At 65.8% G+C, this 13,905-nt stretch carries 16 protein-coding genes; 2 read left to right on the forward strand and 14 right to left on the reverse strand.

Features of this window, described 5'->3' with window-relative positions; translation table 11 throughout:
• From hemC to CH268_RS18735, 4 genes are all read right to left on the reverse strand, one after another.
• Positions 1-960: a hydroxymethylbilane synthase gene (hemC, locus tag CH268_RS18720; RefSeq protein ID WP_027498348.1), complete on the reverse strand. Its 960-nt coding sequence runs from the start codon at positions 958-960 to the stop codon at positions 1-3.
• Positions 957-2,354 carry a glutamyl-tRNA reductase gene (locus CH268_RS18725; RefSeq protein WP_032365215.1) on the reverse strand — a complete coding sequence of 466 codons (1,398 nt, stop codon included), beginning with the start codon at positions 2,352-2,354 and terminating at the stop codon, positions 957-959. The genes hemC and CH268_RS18725 overlap by 4 nt, the downstream gene beginning before the upstream one ends.
• Positions 2,351-3,163: a redox-sensing transcriptional repressor Rex gene (locus CH268_RS18730; protein WP_027498350.1), complete on the reverse strand. Its 813-nt coding sequence runs from the start codon at positions 3,161-3,163 to the stop codon at positions 2,351-2,353. Before CH268_RS18730 ends, CH268_RS18725 begins: the two co-directional genes overlap by 4 nt.
• A gap of 155 nt (positions 3,164-3,318) precedes the next feature.
• Complete coding sequence (locus CH268_RS18735; protein WP_027498351.1) at positions 3,319-3,600, reverse strand: glutaredoxin family protein; 282 nt, start codon at positions 3,598-3,600, stop codon at positions 3,319-3,321.
• A gap of 204 nt (positions 3,601-3,804) precedes the next feature.
• Between CH268_RS18735 and CH268_RS18740 the strand changes: the two genes are divergently transcribed.
• Positions 3,805-4,740, forward strand: a complete 936-nt coding sequence (locus tag CH268_RS18740; RefSeq protein ID WP_045840673.1) for an HAD family hydrolase — start codon at positions 3,805-3,807, stop codon at positions 4,738-4,740.
• Between the two features lie 18 nt (positions 4,741-4,758).
• On the opposite strand, the gene CH268_RS18745 is transcribed toward CH268_RS18740, so the two are convergent.
• The 10 genes from CH268_RS18745 to CH268_RS18790 form a co-directional block, all read right to left on the reverse strand.
• Positions 4,759-5,247 carry a GNAT family N-acetyltransferase gene (locus CH268_RS18745; RefSeq protein WP_032365213.1) on the reverse strand — a complete coding sequence of 163 codons (489 nt, stop codon included), beginning with the start codon at positions 5,245-5,247 and terminating at the stop codon, positions 4,759-4,761.
• Between the two features lie 19 nt (positions 5,248-5,266).
• Complete coding sequence (locus CH268_RS18750) at positions 5,267-6,316, reverse strand: lysophospholipid acyltransferase family protein (protein ID WP_094665527.1); 1,050 nt, start codon at positions 6,314-6,316, stop codon at positions 5,267-5,269.
• Positions 6,313-7,440: an NAD-dependent epimerase/dehydratase family protein gene (locus tag CH268_RS18755; protein WP_228139283.1), complete on the reverse strand. Its 1,128-nt coding sequence runs from the start codon at positions 7,438-7,440 to the stop codon at positions 6,313-6,315. The genes CH268_RS18750 and CH268_RS18755 overlap by 4 nt, the downstream gene beginning before the upstream one ends.
• Positions 7,441-7,606: 166 nt before the next feature.
• The gene (locus tag CH268_RS18760; RefSeq protein WP_003402602.1) at positions 7,607-7,708 is read right to left on the reverse strand and encodes a 30S ribosomal protein bS22; all 102 of its coding nucleotides are present in this window, start codon (positions 7,706-7,708) and stop codon (positions 7,607-7,609) included.
• Between the two features lie 231 nt (positions 7,709-7,939).
• Complete coding sequence (locus CH268_RS18765; RefSeq protein WP_008713658.1) at positions 7,940-8,176, reverse strand: helix-turn-helix domain-containing protein; 237 nt, start codon at positions 8,174-8,176, stop codon at positions 7,940-7,942.
• A 127-nt stretch (positions 8,177-8,303) separates the two neighbouring features.
• Entirely contained in the window at positions 8,304-9,119 is an 816-nt protein-coding gene (gene proC / locus CH268_RS18770) for a pyrroline-5-carboxylate reductase (protein WP_027498355.1), read from the reverse strand.
• Between the two features lie 18 nt (positions 9,120-9,137).
• Positions 9,138-9,995, reverse strand: coding sequence for a thioesterase family protein (locus CH268_RS18775; protein ID WP_048316267.1), 858 nt, complete (start codon positions 9,993-9,995; stop codon positions 9,138-9,140).
• 20 nt (positions 9,996-10,015) lie between these two features.
• Positions 10,016-10,858: a sugar phosphate isomerase/epimerase family protein gene (locus tag CH268_RS18780; protein WP_032365210.1), complete on the reverse strand. Its 843-nt coding sequence runs from the start codon at positions 10,856-10,858 to the stop codon at positions 10,016-10,018.
• 12 nt (positions 10,859-10,870) lie between these two features.
• A complete protein-coding gene (locus tag CH268_RS18785) occupies positions 10,871-12,085 on the reverse strand; it encodes a hypothetical protein (RefSeq protein WP_094665529.1) in 1,215 nt (404 codons plus the stop codon).
• Positions 12,082-13,035, reverse strand: a complete 954-nt coding sequence (locus CH268_RS18790; protein WP_176457990.1) for a Ppx/GppA phosphatase family protein — start codon at positions 13,033-13,035, stop codon at positions 12,082-12,084. Before CH268_RS18790 ends, CH268_RS18785 begins: the two co-directional genes overlap by 4 nt.
• Positions 13,036-13,068: 33 nt before the next feature.
• Here CH268_RS18790 and CH268_RS18795 point away from each other — a divergent pair, with 33 nt between their 5' ends.
• Entirely contained in the window at positions 13,069-13,866 is a 798-nt protein-coding gene (locus CH268_RS18795) for a hypothetical protein (protein ID WP_032365207.1), read from the forward strand.
• Positions 13,867-13,905 lie beyond the last annotated feature (39 nt).

A 13,905-nucleotide genomic window follows, 5' to 3' on the forward strand; every position in this document is an offset into this window, starting at 1 on the left:
CTAGACATGAGATCCGCCCTGTGCTGGTTCGGTGACCGAAACGAGTTCGCGTGCACCGAGATCGAGTAGTTCGCGGGCCAGTTCGCGGCCCAGTTCCTCGGCCCGGTCGGGTGACCCGACGATCGACGCGCGAATGGTGTCGCTGCCGTCGATGGCCGCGACGCAGCCGCGCAGCGACAACTCGTCGAAGATGCGGCCGTCCTCGTCGATGGACTCGACGACCTCGGCGATCGCACCCACCGGCGCGGTGCAGCCGGCTTCGAGTTCGGCCAGCAGTCCGCGTTCGGCGGCCACTGCGGCCCGCGAATGTGCATCGTCCAGTGTGGCGATGGAGGCGGCGAGATCGGTGTCGCCACTGCGACATTCGACGGCCAGTGCTCCCTGTGCGGGAGCCGGCAGCAACTGCACCGGATCGAGCGCTTCGGTGACGACGTCCAACCTGCCGATACGGGCCAGTCCCGCCCGCGCGACGATGACGGCGTCGAGCTCACCCGAGGCCACCTTGCCGATGCGGGTGTCGAGGTTGCCGCGCAGGGGTCGAACGTCCAATCCCTGTCCGAGAGCACGCAATTGAGCAATACGGCGGGGCGCGGAGGTACCCACCTTCGCGTCGGCCGGCAGCTCACCGAGCACGAGCCCGTCGCGGGCCACCAGTGCATCGCGGGGATCTTCACGCGCCGGAATGGCGGCGATGGTGAACCGCTCGTCGGCGGCGGTCGGCAGATCCTTGTACGAGTGCACGGCGATGTCGACGGTGCCGTCGGCCAGGGCCTCACGCAACGCCGCGGTGAACACTCCGACGCCGATGGTCTGCACCGGTGCAGCCGACAGGTCGCCTGCGGTCTTGACGATCACCAGTTCGGCTTCGACTCCCGCCGCAGCGAGAGCCACCCGAACCGTATCGGCCTGAGTGGTCGCGAGAAGGCTTCCGCGAGTACCGATCTTGACGACGCCGGTCATTCCTGATCCCCCTCGGCGGTGGTTCCGGGGCGAAGATCGGTACGGCTTGCCGTGAAGTCGTCGACCAACTCCAGGGAGCCGATTTCCATGGGAGTCGCCACGGCCTCGACCGAACCGGGGCTGAGCTCGAACAATTCGCGCAGCGCCGCAGCATAGGAATCTCCGCCGGGAGTGCTGGCGAGCTGCTTGACGCGCACCGTCGGTGAATGCAGCAACTTGTCGACGACGCGGCGCACGGTGCGGGCCACTTCGTCACGCTGTGGGGAGTCGAGCCCGGGCAGCCGCGACTCGAGCCGGAGCAGTTCCCCTTCGACCACCTCGGCGGCGCGCTGGCGCAGCGCCGTGACAGTGGGGGTGACCTCGGCAAGTCGTTGTCCCGCAAGGTAACCCGAGAGCTCGTTGGAAACGATCTCGCGTGCGGCCGACGCGTCGTTCGCGGCAGCTCCGGCAGCGGGGTCGCGCTGCAGGGATTCCATGTCGAAGACGGTGATGCCCGGCAGACCGGAGACGGCCGGGTCGACGTCGCGCGGCAGTCCCAGGTCGCAGATCACGAGCGGCCGGTCTGCGTCGCGGCGGGCGAGTGCGAGGTGGGCGTCGGCGATGGAGACGACGGCCCCCACCGCACCGGTACAGGTGACGAGAATGTCGGCGGCGGCCACTGCGTCGGCCAGGTTCTCGAGCGCGACCGAGGAGGCGGTGATTCCGTTCGAGACGGCGTTCTCGGCCAGGTGGTCGGCTCGTTCGCGGGTGCGGTTGACGACGGTCAGCGAGTCGATTCCGGCGCGGCCCAGGTGTGCGACGGCGAGTCCGCCCATCGCTCCTGCGCCGAGGACCACCGCGGTGCGTCCGCGGAGCGAGCCGCCGAACACGTCTGCGGCGCGGTCGAGAGCGACGGACACCACCGAGGCTCCGGCGGCGTCGATGCCGGTTTCGCTGTGCACGCGCTTGCCGACTCGCAGAGCCTGCTGCGCGAGTTCGTGCATGACGCGGCCCGATGCCTGCTGACCGTCCGAGGCGGCGTACGCCGATCGAATCTGGCCGAGGATCTGCTGCTCTCCGATGACCATCGAGTCCAGGCCACTGGCCACGGCGAACAGGTGCTCGACGGCTGCCTCGCTGTACCGAACGTAGGCGTGCTTGGTCAGGTCGGCGATTTCGAGGCCGGAGTGCTCACCGAGAACTTCGCCGACGGCGGTCAGTGCGCCGTGGAACGCGTCGACGACCGCGTAGATCTCGACGCGGTTGCACGTGGAGACCACCATGACCTCGGAGATGTTTCCGCTGGCCATCAGTTTGTCGGTCAGTTTCGGGCGATCGGTGTCCGTGATGGCGACACGCTCGAGGACTGCGACGGGAGCGCTACGGTGCGATATCCCGACGAGAAGGACACTCACGGTGCAATCACCGATCCGTTTCTTGTCGAACTGTTGACTGGGCTTGGATTACCGGCGATGCGCGGGCCGTGACTGCGACCCAGACGCGAGGTGGAAGGCAGTGGTGACGCCGACACGGGCGTCGGCACCGGGGCTGTCACGATCGTCGGCCCGGACACATTGCGGGAGCTGTTGAAGGACAGAACCTGCATCTCGACGGCCAGGTCCACTCGGCGTACCTCGACGTGGTCGGGGACGTCGAGCACCATCGGCGAGAAGCTCAGGATGCACTCGACTCCGCCCGAAACGAACCGGCCCGCCACCTGGTGGACGGCCTCGTCGGGAGTGGCGATGACACCGATGGTCGCCTCGAGTTCGCGGCAGGCGTCTTCGAGCTCGTCGATATGCCGAACCGTGAGTCCTTCGACCTCGGTGCCGACTCGCGCGGGGTCGTTGTCGAACAGGCCGACCATGGTGAATCCGCGACGTGCGAAGCCGCCGTATCCGGCGAGAGCCTGACCGAGGTTGCCCACTCCGGCCAGTACGACGCGGTGGCCACGGTCGAGCCCGAGAGCACTGTCGATCTTGGCGCGCAGGCGCGCGACGTCGTAACCGACTCCGCGCACACCGTTGGGTCCGAGGAACGAGAGATCTTTGCGCAATTTCGCTGATCCGACGCCTGCTGCGGTGGCAAGTTCTTCACTCGAGACGATGAGAACGCCTTCGTCTGCAAGTATCGAGAGGACCCGCAGGTATGTCGCCAGACGAGTGACCGTAGCCTGAGGGATGACCCGCTCTACGCCGCTGGGCGACGGGCGCTCTTCGGTCACGTCTGGGGCTCCTCGTCCGAACGGCGTCGATGCCGGTCTTCACGCTGATCCTGCGTTCGTGTCTATTTCACGAATGCTGTTCACACCACGGTAACTGCTTGTGAACGAATGAACAAAGTTGCGCATACCGGCCCTCACCTGCACACGGAGAGCAATCACACGTTCTTAGGGTGCCCTGCCCGGCCCAGATCGGCCCGCAATCGGGGAACGTCGACCTCCCAGTAACTGTGCTCGACACCGTCGAGTAGCACCACGGGCACTCGATCGCCGTACTCCGCGCGCAGGTCAGGCGATTCGGCCGCGGCCTCGTCCACGTCGATGACCGTCACGGCGACGCCGAATTCGGCGCACACCTCGTGGAGCACCGCGGACGCGTGGGTGCAGGAATGGCAGCCTGCGCGGGTGAGAAGTGCCACGCCGGACGGAGTCGTTTCCATCCGTCCACTCTGACATGCCGGTAACAGAGACGAAGGTCACAGCTGCGCGGTGCGTCGGGAACTGTTCATCGTCGGGAGGTGCCGTCGTGCGACGCTCGTGTCGGACGCACGCATTAGGCTGCGAGTGACGTACTGGCGAGGGAGGTGGACGTGGTGACTGACGGGGGCACAGACCTGCCGATCGAGGACACGCCCGATGTCGACATGGTCGACACGAACGATCCGGACGGGGACAAGCAGCGCAAGCGGCGTATTCGCCGGATTCGCAATCCGTTCGGCCCGTCGGATGCGGAGGTCCGCGCCAACGTCGCGGGTGAAGCGAGCGCCGATGCCGCTCTCGCCCTGCAGGTCGAGTCCGAGGGAGCGGTTCCCCGCGATCTGACCGCAGCCGCCTTCTTCGACGTGGACAACACCATGGTCCAGGGCGCATCGATCATCCACTTCGCGCGCGGACTCGCCGCCCGAAAGTACTTCACCACGGGCGACGTCGCCCAATTCGCTTGGCAGCAAGTCAAATTCAGGGTCAGCGGCAAGGAGAACAGCGAGGACGTGGCCAGTGGCCGCGAGAAGGCGCTCTCGTTCATCACCGGTCGCCCCACTGCCGAACTGAGCCGGCTCGGCGAGGAAATCTACGACGAGATGATCGCCGACAAGATCTGGGCGGGCACCCGTGCCCTCGCCCAGATGCACCTCGACGCAGGTCAGCAGGTGTGGCTGGTCACCGCCACTCCCCTCGAACTGGCGCAGATCATCGCCAAGCGGCTGGGCCTGACGGGCGCGCTGGGAACTGTCGCCGAGAGTAAGGACGGGGTGTTCACCGGCCGTCTCGTCGGCGACATCCTGCACGGCATCGGCAAAGCTCATGCGGTGCGGTCGTTGGCCGTACGAGAAGGCCTCAACCTGAAGCGGTGCACCGCGTATTCGGACAGCCACAACGACGTGCCGATGCTGTCGCTCGTCGGTACTGCCGTCGCGATCAACCCCGATCCGGACCTGCGTGAGCTGGCGAAGAACCGCGGCTGGGAAATTCGCGACTATCGCACCGGACGCAAGGCCGCCAAGATCGGCGTTCCCACTGCGCTGGCCCTGGGCGCGGTGGGCGGCGGTCTCGCTGCGGTGATCGGTCGCCGTAAGGCCTGACCTCGTCCCTCCGTCGGGTCAGAGCGTCAGTTGCATCAGGGTCAGGTCCAGCCAGCGCCCGAACTTGACCCCTACCTCCGGCATCTGTCCGACGCGAACGAATCCGAACTTCTCGTGCAGTGCGATGGACGTGGTGTTCTCGGATTCGATGAACCCCACCAGCACGTGGATGTCGCCGCCTCGGGCGCGGTCGATCAATTCGCTCAGCAAGGCACTGGCCAGGCCGCGGCGATAGAAGTCGCGGTGGATGTACACCGAATGTTCCACCGAGTGCCGGTAGCCGCTCTTGACTCGCCACTGGCCGTACGACGCGTAGCCGGCGACCCGGCCGTCGACCTCCGCGGTGAGTACCGGGTACCCGGCAGCGATCCGTCCCTCGAACCACGCTGTGCGATCGGCGAGGTCCACCTGTTCCTCGTCCCAGATGGCGGTGGTGTTGGCGACCGCATCGTTGTGGATGTCGAGAATGTCGGGGAGGTCTTCTACCGTGGTGTCGCGAATATGCACTGGCAGAGGATAACCCGAGCTATCCGAGAAAGACGTTGCGTCTCTTGGCAAGCAGTCGGTACAACGTGTGCTGGATGGTTTCGCGCACGTGGTCGGTCAGCTCGAAGAGCACCATCGGATCCTCGAACGCGGTGGCGTCGTAGGAGTCGGTGTGGATGGGCTTGCCGAACTCGATGTACCACTTCGACGGCAACGGAATCAGGCCCAGCGGCCCGAGGTGCGGGAAGAACGGTGTCACCGGGAAGTACGGCATCCCCATCAGTCGTGCCAGCGGGGCGATGTCGCCGATCTTCGGGTAGATCTCCTCTGACCCGACGATGGAGCACGGAATGATCGGCGCACCCGTTCGCAGCGCAGCCGAGACGAAGCCGCCGCGGCCGAACCGCTGCAACTTGTACCGCTCGCTGAACGGTTTGCCGATCCCCTTGAACCCCTCCGGGAACACGGCGGCAACTTCCCCGGTGCGCAGCAGCCGCTCCGCGTCGGGATTGCACGCCAACGTATGCCCGGCCTTGCGGGCGATCGTGCCGACGCCGGGCATCTCGAATGCCATGTCGGCAGCCAACATTCGCAACGGCCGGTGGGCAGGGTGATGATCGCGCACGGCAACCGACGTCATCAGCGCGTCGACCGGTACGACTCCGGCGTGGTTGGCCACGACGAGCGCACCTCCCTCGGAGGGGATGTTCTCGATGCCCTTGACCTCGACGCGGAACCACTTGTCGAACAGCGGACGCAGCAGCGGCAGCCAGACGGCATCGGCGAAGTGCGGGTCGTAGCCGAACTCGTCGACGCTGTAGTCGCCGGCCAGGCGTCGACGCACGAACTCGGCGACCGAGGAGATCTGGTCGACGATCGCGGTCTTGGTGTCGTCGATCATCGACAGCACGGGTGCCGCTTCTGCGGCGATCGTGGCCGCAGAAGCGGCGGGGGTCGGGTCCACGAGCGGCGTCGGCTCACGTGGATCGGCGTAGGCCGATGGGTGCCGCTCGCGTGAACCCTGCGCGGCGCGGGCGGACCGGGCGGACGCGCCGCCGTGCAAGGGAATGACTTTGGCCACGTCGCTCACCTGTCCGCTCCGGATTCTCGCGCCGTGTCGGCACTGCCGAGCGAGGCCAGTACGCGCGCCGCGGACGCCCCCGTGTCGACGGCCCCGAGCAGCCGATTCTCGATGGCGTCGACCCATTCGGTTCGGACGACCGGCCGAAGAGCCGCGCCGCGCACGAAGTCGTCGAACGCCTGGACTGTGGTCCACCGAGGCTCGAACCCCAGCACGGACCGCATCCGTGTGGTGTCCAGCCCGCAGCCGAAATGGAAGTAATCGAGTTGCTCGGTCGTGAATTCGCGCATCATCCCGCCCATGAGCGCCCGCCCCACGCTCTTGAACAGTGGAAACGGCACCGGAACCTGCACACGACCGGCACGTCGAATGGCCTGCGAGAGCATGATGGTGCCGTCGGCACCGATGTTGAACGTGCCTGCCGGCCCGCCGATGGTCGCGCGTTCGAGAGCCGCGAGGGCGTCCTCCTCGTGCAACAGCTGCATGCGCGCGTCGCGTCCGACGATGCTCGGAATGAGGGGTGACGTCATATACCGGGAGATGGTGCCGTTGAGCCGCGGGCCGATCAGTGGGGCCATACGCAGGATCGATACCGCGATATCCGGGCGACGACGACCGAGTCCGCGAATGTAGCCCTCGATGTCGATGGTGTCCTTGGCGTACGCGCCGCTCGGTGGGCGTCGGGCACTCATCTCCTCGGTGAATTTCACCGGGTCCTTGGCGCTGCATCCGTACACCGAGGACGACGACCGCAGGACCACCTTCTCCACGGTCGGCGACTTCTGGCACACCGCGAACAGCTGCATGGCTCCGATGACGTTGAGGTCTTTCATCGTCGCGCGGCCGCCGGATTTTGGGGGCTTGGCGACCGTGGCCGCGTGCACCACGGTATCGACGCCGGCGTTACGAATCACCTTGCCGATCAACGGGTTTCGAATATCGGCACGAACGAATTCCGCGCGACCCATACGTCGCAGCAGATCTTTGCTCGGAGATTTCTCGTCGACGGCGATGACACGTTCGATGCGAGGATTCTGAGCGAGCCGGGTCACGAGGTATCCGCCGAGGAATCGACTGGCACCGGTCACGAGCACCACCCGGGGCGCGGCAACACCACGATCGCTCGGACTCACTGCGCCTCCCCAACTTCGGCTCCCGTGCCGAGCCTACTGGATCGACAGGTTTCCGCGAGGTCTGAAAGGAAAGGAGGCCTGGAAGGAGAGATGCAACTCGCCTTCGAACGAGCAGAGCCCGCCACCGATGGTGACGGGCTCGGCCGTGAAGCAGATGACGGCAGGCTTATTTGCCGAGTTTCCTGCGCTGCACGCGGGTACGACGAAGCAGCTTGCGGTGCTTCTTCTTCGACATGCGCTTGCGACGCTTCTTGATCACTGAACCCATGCGGGTGTCCTCACGTTCTTCTCTAGCGTTTTCGCGCACGCCGTTTGCGTACGCCTACCTGACAACCAAGCCCGAAGGCTTCGAGCCAACAACCTTGGTCACCGAGCTGGCGCTGGGGCCACGTACTCGCCCACGGCTGCACACCGGCTGGCTGGCACGACGAACGCCAATCCTACCGGTGTGAGCCGTGACTTACGAAACCGGCCCGGTCTTACGACCTAGCTACGTGCACTAGCCTGCGTCGAAATACGAGGTCTCGAGATAGTCGTGTACCGCCTTGGCGTGCACACGAAAAGATCGACCCACCCGTACTGCGGGCAGCTCTCCGCCGTGCACCAGTCGGTACACGGTCATTTTCGAAACTCTCATCAAAGTCGCCACCTCGGCGACAGTGAGGAACTGTGTTCCGGCCAGAGCCGGTTGACCGTCCGGGGACGAACCCTTGGACGGCTTGTTTATAGACGCCATCAATCCACTTACCTCCGGCACGTCTCATGCGGCAGGCTTCCCCTCCTGCCGAACAGACACGCACGTGCTGCCCCCGAGCCTATAGGGACAGATGGGGTTACTGCGACGGGTGTGGGGAAAAGATTTTTTATTCTGCTGTGATGCCCATCTCAATCGATCGGGCGTTGGCTGCACCGAGAGCATCGAAAAACGCAGCTCGGAGGCCGTTTCGCTCCAATTCGCGTACCGCCGCGGCGGTCGTTCCGCCCGGGGAGGTCACGGCATACCGAAGCTCGCTGGCGGACTCGTCCGAGCGATCCAGCATCGCTCCCGACCCCACCATCGTCTGTGCGACGAGTGCAGACGCGACATCCCGGCTCAATCCCAGGCCCACTCCCGCGTCGATCATGGCCTCGGCGACCAGGAAGAAATAGGCCGGACCGGACCCGGACACGGCCGTCACCGCATCGAGCTGATGTTCCTTGACGACGACGACCTTGCCGACGGCCGAGAGGATGGAACGCACGAGCTCGAGGTGCTCGGCGCGGGCGTACTTCCCCGGCGCCAGCACACTGACGCCCTCCCCCACCAGCATGGGGGTGTTGGGCATGACCCGTACGACCGGGAATCCGGCGGGGAGCTTGGGCTCGAACTTGGCGGTGGGCACGCCTGCGGCGAGCGAGACGATGAGTTGTTCGCGGTCACCGTCGAGCTCGATCTTGGTGATCTGATTCAGTGCGCCCTCGACGTCGGCGGGCTTGACCGCCAGCACGATGACGTCGGCTCCCTCGGCCGCGTCGGCGACACTGGCGGTCAGCACTCCGAAGTCCTTCGCGATCTCTTTGGCGCGCGGCTCGGACTTCTCGGCGACCACGAGGTCGCGCACGGCATGACCGGCCTCGAGGAGTCCCGCAATCAATGCCTCGCCGATCCGTCCGCCACCGATCACTGCAATTCTCGTCATACGGCCAAGCCTGCCATGTCAGTTCGAGCGCGGCACCATCGCCAACTGTCGGCTCTGCACCACCACGGCACCGGTCGAGTCGAGTATCAGGTGGTCCTCCTCGAACCAGGTGCTGCCGATGACGGAGCTGGTCGCTGCCACTCGCAGCCACCCCGGAGCCGGGCGGCGACGCAGATATGTCGTCAGCTGGACCGTCGGCGCCCAGCCGAACATTCCGCGGTTCATCGTCACCGGGGCCGAGATGTCGCCTGCCATCAACGCGAAGAGCACCGACGTGTCGGCGTCGGCTTCGTCGCCCGCGAAGGGGCGCACCCACAGTCGAATTTCGGCCTCACCCTGCTGACCGGTGAGAAACGATGCCGACGACGGTTCGATCCGCATCTCGCAGCCCTTGGCCACGTGCACGATCGACGCCATGGGGTGATCGCCTGCCACCGCGAGGGTGTCCGCAGGAGGCTCCGCGGCCATCGACGCCAGCGACAACGGGGTTTCGTGGTTCGGTTCCTCCGAGTCGGGCCGACCGAGGGTGACCACCGCCCGCACTGCAACACGTCCGGCCTGAGTCAGCTCGACGTCGACGTGCGAGACCTGCCTGCCGCGCTTACGCACGATCGTCGTGAGCGCCACTTCGCCGGGATCGGGCGCGGCCAGATAACTGACGCTGACGGCCAACGGCTGGATCTCGACCTGGGCCGGGTCGATCAGCACGATCTGCTGACGCGCCGCGGCCGCGCAGATGGCGAGCATCGCCCCGCCGTGCACTTTGGGGCCGATGGTCCAGGTGGAATCGATCGCACCGGCGAAGGACGCCGTGTCTGCGGAGACGTCGAGTGGGACCAGTGTGGTTGCTGCCCGGAACGGGCTGGTGGAACTCATTCCGGACAACTTACCGGCAGTCAGGACAGGTGTGCGCGGGCGAACTGCAGCGCCTGGTCCAGCATCGACGAACGCTCGGGCACCGTGCGCGCATTCTGAGTGTTGATCTCGATGACGGCTTGGCCGTCGAATCCACGCCGCACCAGTTCGGTGCAGACCTGGGCGCAGGGCTGGCTGCCGTGCCCCGGGATCAGATGCTCGTCGACGGACGCGCCGCGGCCGTCGGCCAGATGCAGGTGCGCTATCCCGTCGCCCATCCGGTCGAGCATCTCGAGTGCGTCGGAGCCTGCGGTCGCGGTGTGCGAGAGGTCGAGTGTGTAGTGGCCGTGACCGACGTCGGTCGGGTCGTACGACGGCGAGAACGCCGACAGCGCCGCTCCCGGGCCTCCGCGTCGTTCCAGCCGTTGGGCGGATTTCTCCTTGCGCCCGAAGAATCTGTCGGCACGCATCGGGAACATGTTCTCCACCGCGACCACGACGTGGGAGTTCGATTCGAGTTCCGCCACCTGATCGGCGAATCCGTCGCTGTACTTGCGCTGCCAGCGGAACGGCGGATGCACGACGACGGTCGCCGAACCCAGCTTCTCGGCCACTTCGACCGACCGGGCCAGTTTGACGATCGGATCCGATCCCCACACCCGCTGTGAGATCAGCAGACACGGCGCATGGATGGCCTGCACCGGTATCGAGTACTCACGTGACAACGCGGCCACCGCATCGACGTTCTGACTGATCGATTCGGCCCACACCATCAGTTCGACGCCGTCGTAACCCAGATCGGCGGCATAGCGAAACGCTGCCTCGGTGTTCTGCGGGTACACCGAGGCCGTGGACAATCCGACCTTGATTCGCTTCGCCGCCATCGTTGTCGAAACTCAGCCGGTACTGAGCTGGAAGGCCAACGGACCGAGCGTGACGAACACACCGACGGCTATGGCAATGACGATCGAGACCAGATCGTCGGTACGCCGGAGAATCCTCACCACGGCGACGAGACCGACGATGACCAGCACCGACAGCACCAGTGCCACCCATGGCAGCACGTCCCACAGCTGCTCGAAGCCCTTGAACAGCAGCGCACCGACGACGATCGACACCACGGCCTGCCCGATGAGCACCAGCCACTGCCGAACCGCGCCGCCCTTGCCCTTGACCGGGGACTTGTCCTTGCTCGCCTTGTCCTTACTCGCCGATTTACGACGATCGGCACGCGAGCCGGTACTCGCGGTGTCGACGGTCTTCGGGTCGACGGTCGTCGAGTCGGCAGGGCCTTCGTCGGTGGTCGGCTTCGTGAGGTCGACTACCTCGGGTATGACCTGAGTGCCGGCCTCGTCGGCCGATTCATCAGTGGCCTTCTCGTCAGCGATCTTCTTGTCAGCGGTCTTCTTGTCAGCGGTCTTCTCGTCGTCGACCTCGATGCCGCGCGTGATGCGCGGGGTGACCGCGGTCTTCGCCAGGTCGTCCACCTCGACGAGAGCGGCATGTGGGCTCTCCACGAGCGGCGCACGCGAGGTGACGTCGGTCTTGGGTTCGGCGGATTCGGTCGAACGCGGCGGCTGGAATCCCGCCGATCGGCGGGCCCGTCCCTGCTCGGCCTGGGTCGACCCGTACGGGCGTCGCTCCGATCCCTGCGCGGCAGGAGCAGCGGGCCGCAACCCGCGCGCGGTGTCGTCGTGCGATCGATTGAGCAGGTCTCCGGCGACGGTCGTGGAGCCCGACAGCAGTTCCGGTTCGGGCTGCTGCTTGTCGCGCTTGCCTGCCGGTTGGTACGGGGTCGGGCGGGTGCTCTGGGGCCGGGGCGGTTGCGGCGTGGACGACGTGGTCGTGTTGCCGTCGGATGCACTGCTCGTGGGCTCGTTCGCAGCGGTATCGGGAGCTTCGTCCTGCGGCTCGTCGACGACGGGTGCGCTGCGGTCGCCGGGTTCGTCACGAACGACGGGAATCTCCCCGGTCAGTTCGGCCACGGAGATGCCGCCCTTGACGCCTCGTCGGCGTCGCCCTCCTGCCGTCAGGTTGGTCTTCTGGCCGTTTCTGGCCAACAGCTCGGCGACCGAGATCTGCCCGGTGTCTTCCGGGTTGGCGTCGCTCATCTCGAACTCCCCACCAGATCGCCGTCGGCTTCGGTGTCCAGCTTCCTCAAAATCAAACCTTCCCTCAGCGCCCACGGACAGATCTCGAGTGATTCCACCGACAGTGCCCGCATGCTCGCTTCCGCTACCAGCGCCCCGGCCACCAGTTGTGGTGACCTGTCGGCACTGATGCCTTCCAATTCTGCACGGTCGGCGGCCGTCATCCGCGATATGAACGCGATGAGTTGCCTCAGACCGCTCGCCGTCAGCGTTCTCGTCACTCGCGGACCGGCCGCGGAAGGCGCAGCACCGGTCAAGCGAGCCAACGAACGAAATGTCTTCGACGTTCCCACCGCGCGGTCCGCATCGCCCGCAGCCAACAGTTCTTTGGCCGGTGTCGCGAGTTCGGCATCCAACCAGTCACGAAGAACGGCAATACGACGCTTTCCCGGAGGATCCTCGTCGAGCCAGTCCCGAGTGAGGCGGCCGGCACCGAGCTGCAGGGAGAACGCCACGTCGGGATTCTCGTCGCTGCCGCTGGTCAGTTCCAGCGATCCGCCGCCGATGTCGAGTCCGAGGATGCGCCCGGCGCTCCAGCCGTACCAGCGGCGCACGGCCAGGAACGTCAATCTGGCCTCGTCCGCGCCCGACAGGGTTTCCAAGGCCACTCCGGTCTCGGCGAGAACCCGCGCGAGAACGTCGTCGGAGTTGTAGGCGTCGCGCACCGCGGAGGTGGCGAACGCCATCAGTTCACTGCAACCCGACCGGGCGGCGATGGCGGCGAACTCACGCACCTCGTCGACGAGCCGATCGGCACCTGCAGGAGTGATGTTGCCGAACGCGTCGGTGTTCTCCGACAGGCGCAACGTCGCCTTGCTCGAGCTCATCGGCGTCGGGTGTGCGCCACGGTGTGCGTCCACTACGAGCAGATGCACCGTGTTGCTACCGACGTCGAGCACCCCTAATCGCACAACCCCACGGTACTGGGTCTACCGTCGTCGTTTGTGACAGCAGGTCGTGAGCAGCAGTCGTTCGCTGCAGAGGTCGAGTTGGATTTCCCGCGAGAATGGGTCGAGTTTCCCGACCCCGACAACTCCGAACATGTCATTGCCGCCGATCTGACGTGGCTGTTGTCCAACTGGACCTGCGTCTTCGGTACCCCCGCCTGCCAGGGCACCGTCGAGGGTCGCCCCGACGACGGATGCTGCTCGCACGGCGCGTTCCTGTCCGATGAGGACGACAAACGCAAGCTCGACGAGTCGGTGAAGTTGCTCACGCCGCAGGACTGGCAGCTGATGGACAAGGGTCTGGGCAAGAAGGGATACGTCGAATACGACGATCTCGACGACGAGCAATCTCTGCGCACGCGGCGCTACAAGGGTGCGTGCATCTTTCAGAACCGACCCGGGTTCGAGGGTGGCATCGGGTGTGCACTGCATTCGATGGCGCTGCGCAAAGGCATCGAGCCGCTCGAGGTCAAGCCCGACGTGTGCTGGCAGTTGCCCATCAGGCGCACCCAGGATTGGGTGACGCGGCCCGACGGCTCCGAGATTCTCAAGACCACCATCGGCGAGTACGACCGACGCGGTTGGGGCGAAGGCGGACTCGATCTGCACTGGTACTGCTCCGGCTCACCCGACGCGCACGTCGGAGCCAAGCAGGTGTTCGAGTCGTACAAGCCGGAATTGACCGAGCTGCTCGGCAAGGCCGCGTACGAGGAGTTGGCGTCCCTGTGCAAGCGTCGTCGTGGCCTCGGTCTGATTGCCGTACATCCGGCTACTCGTGAGGCCCAGCGCCGGTAGAGCGGCTGGCGCCGCACGTGAGTGGAAACTCGTAGCCCA

It is taken from the genome of Rhodococcus sp. 06-1460-1B (assembly GCF_002258475.1).
Classification (GTDB): Bacteria; Actinomycetota; Actinomycetes; order Mycobacteriales; family Mycobacteriaceae; genus Rhodococcoides; species Rhodococcoides fascians.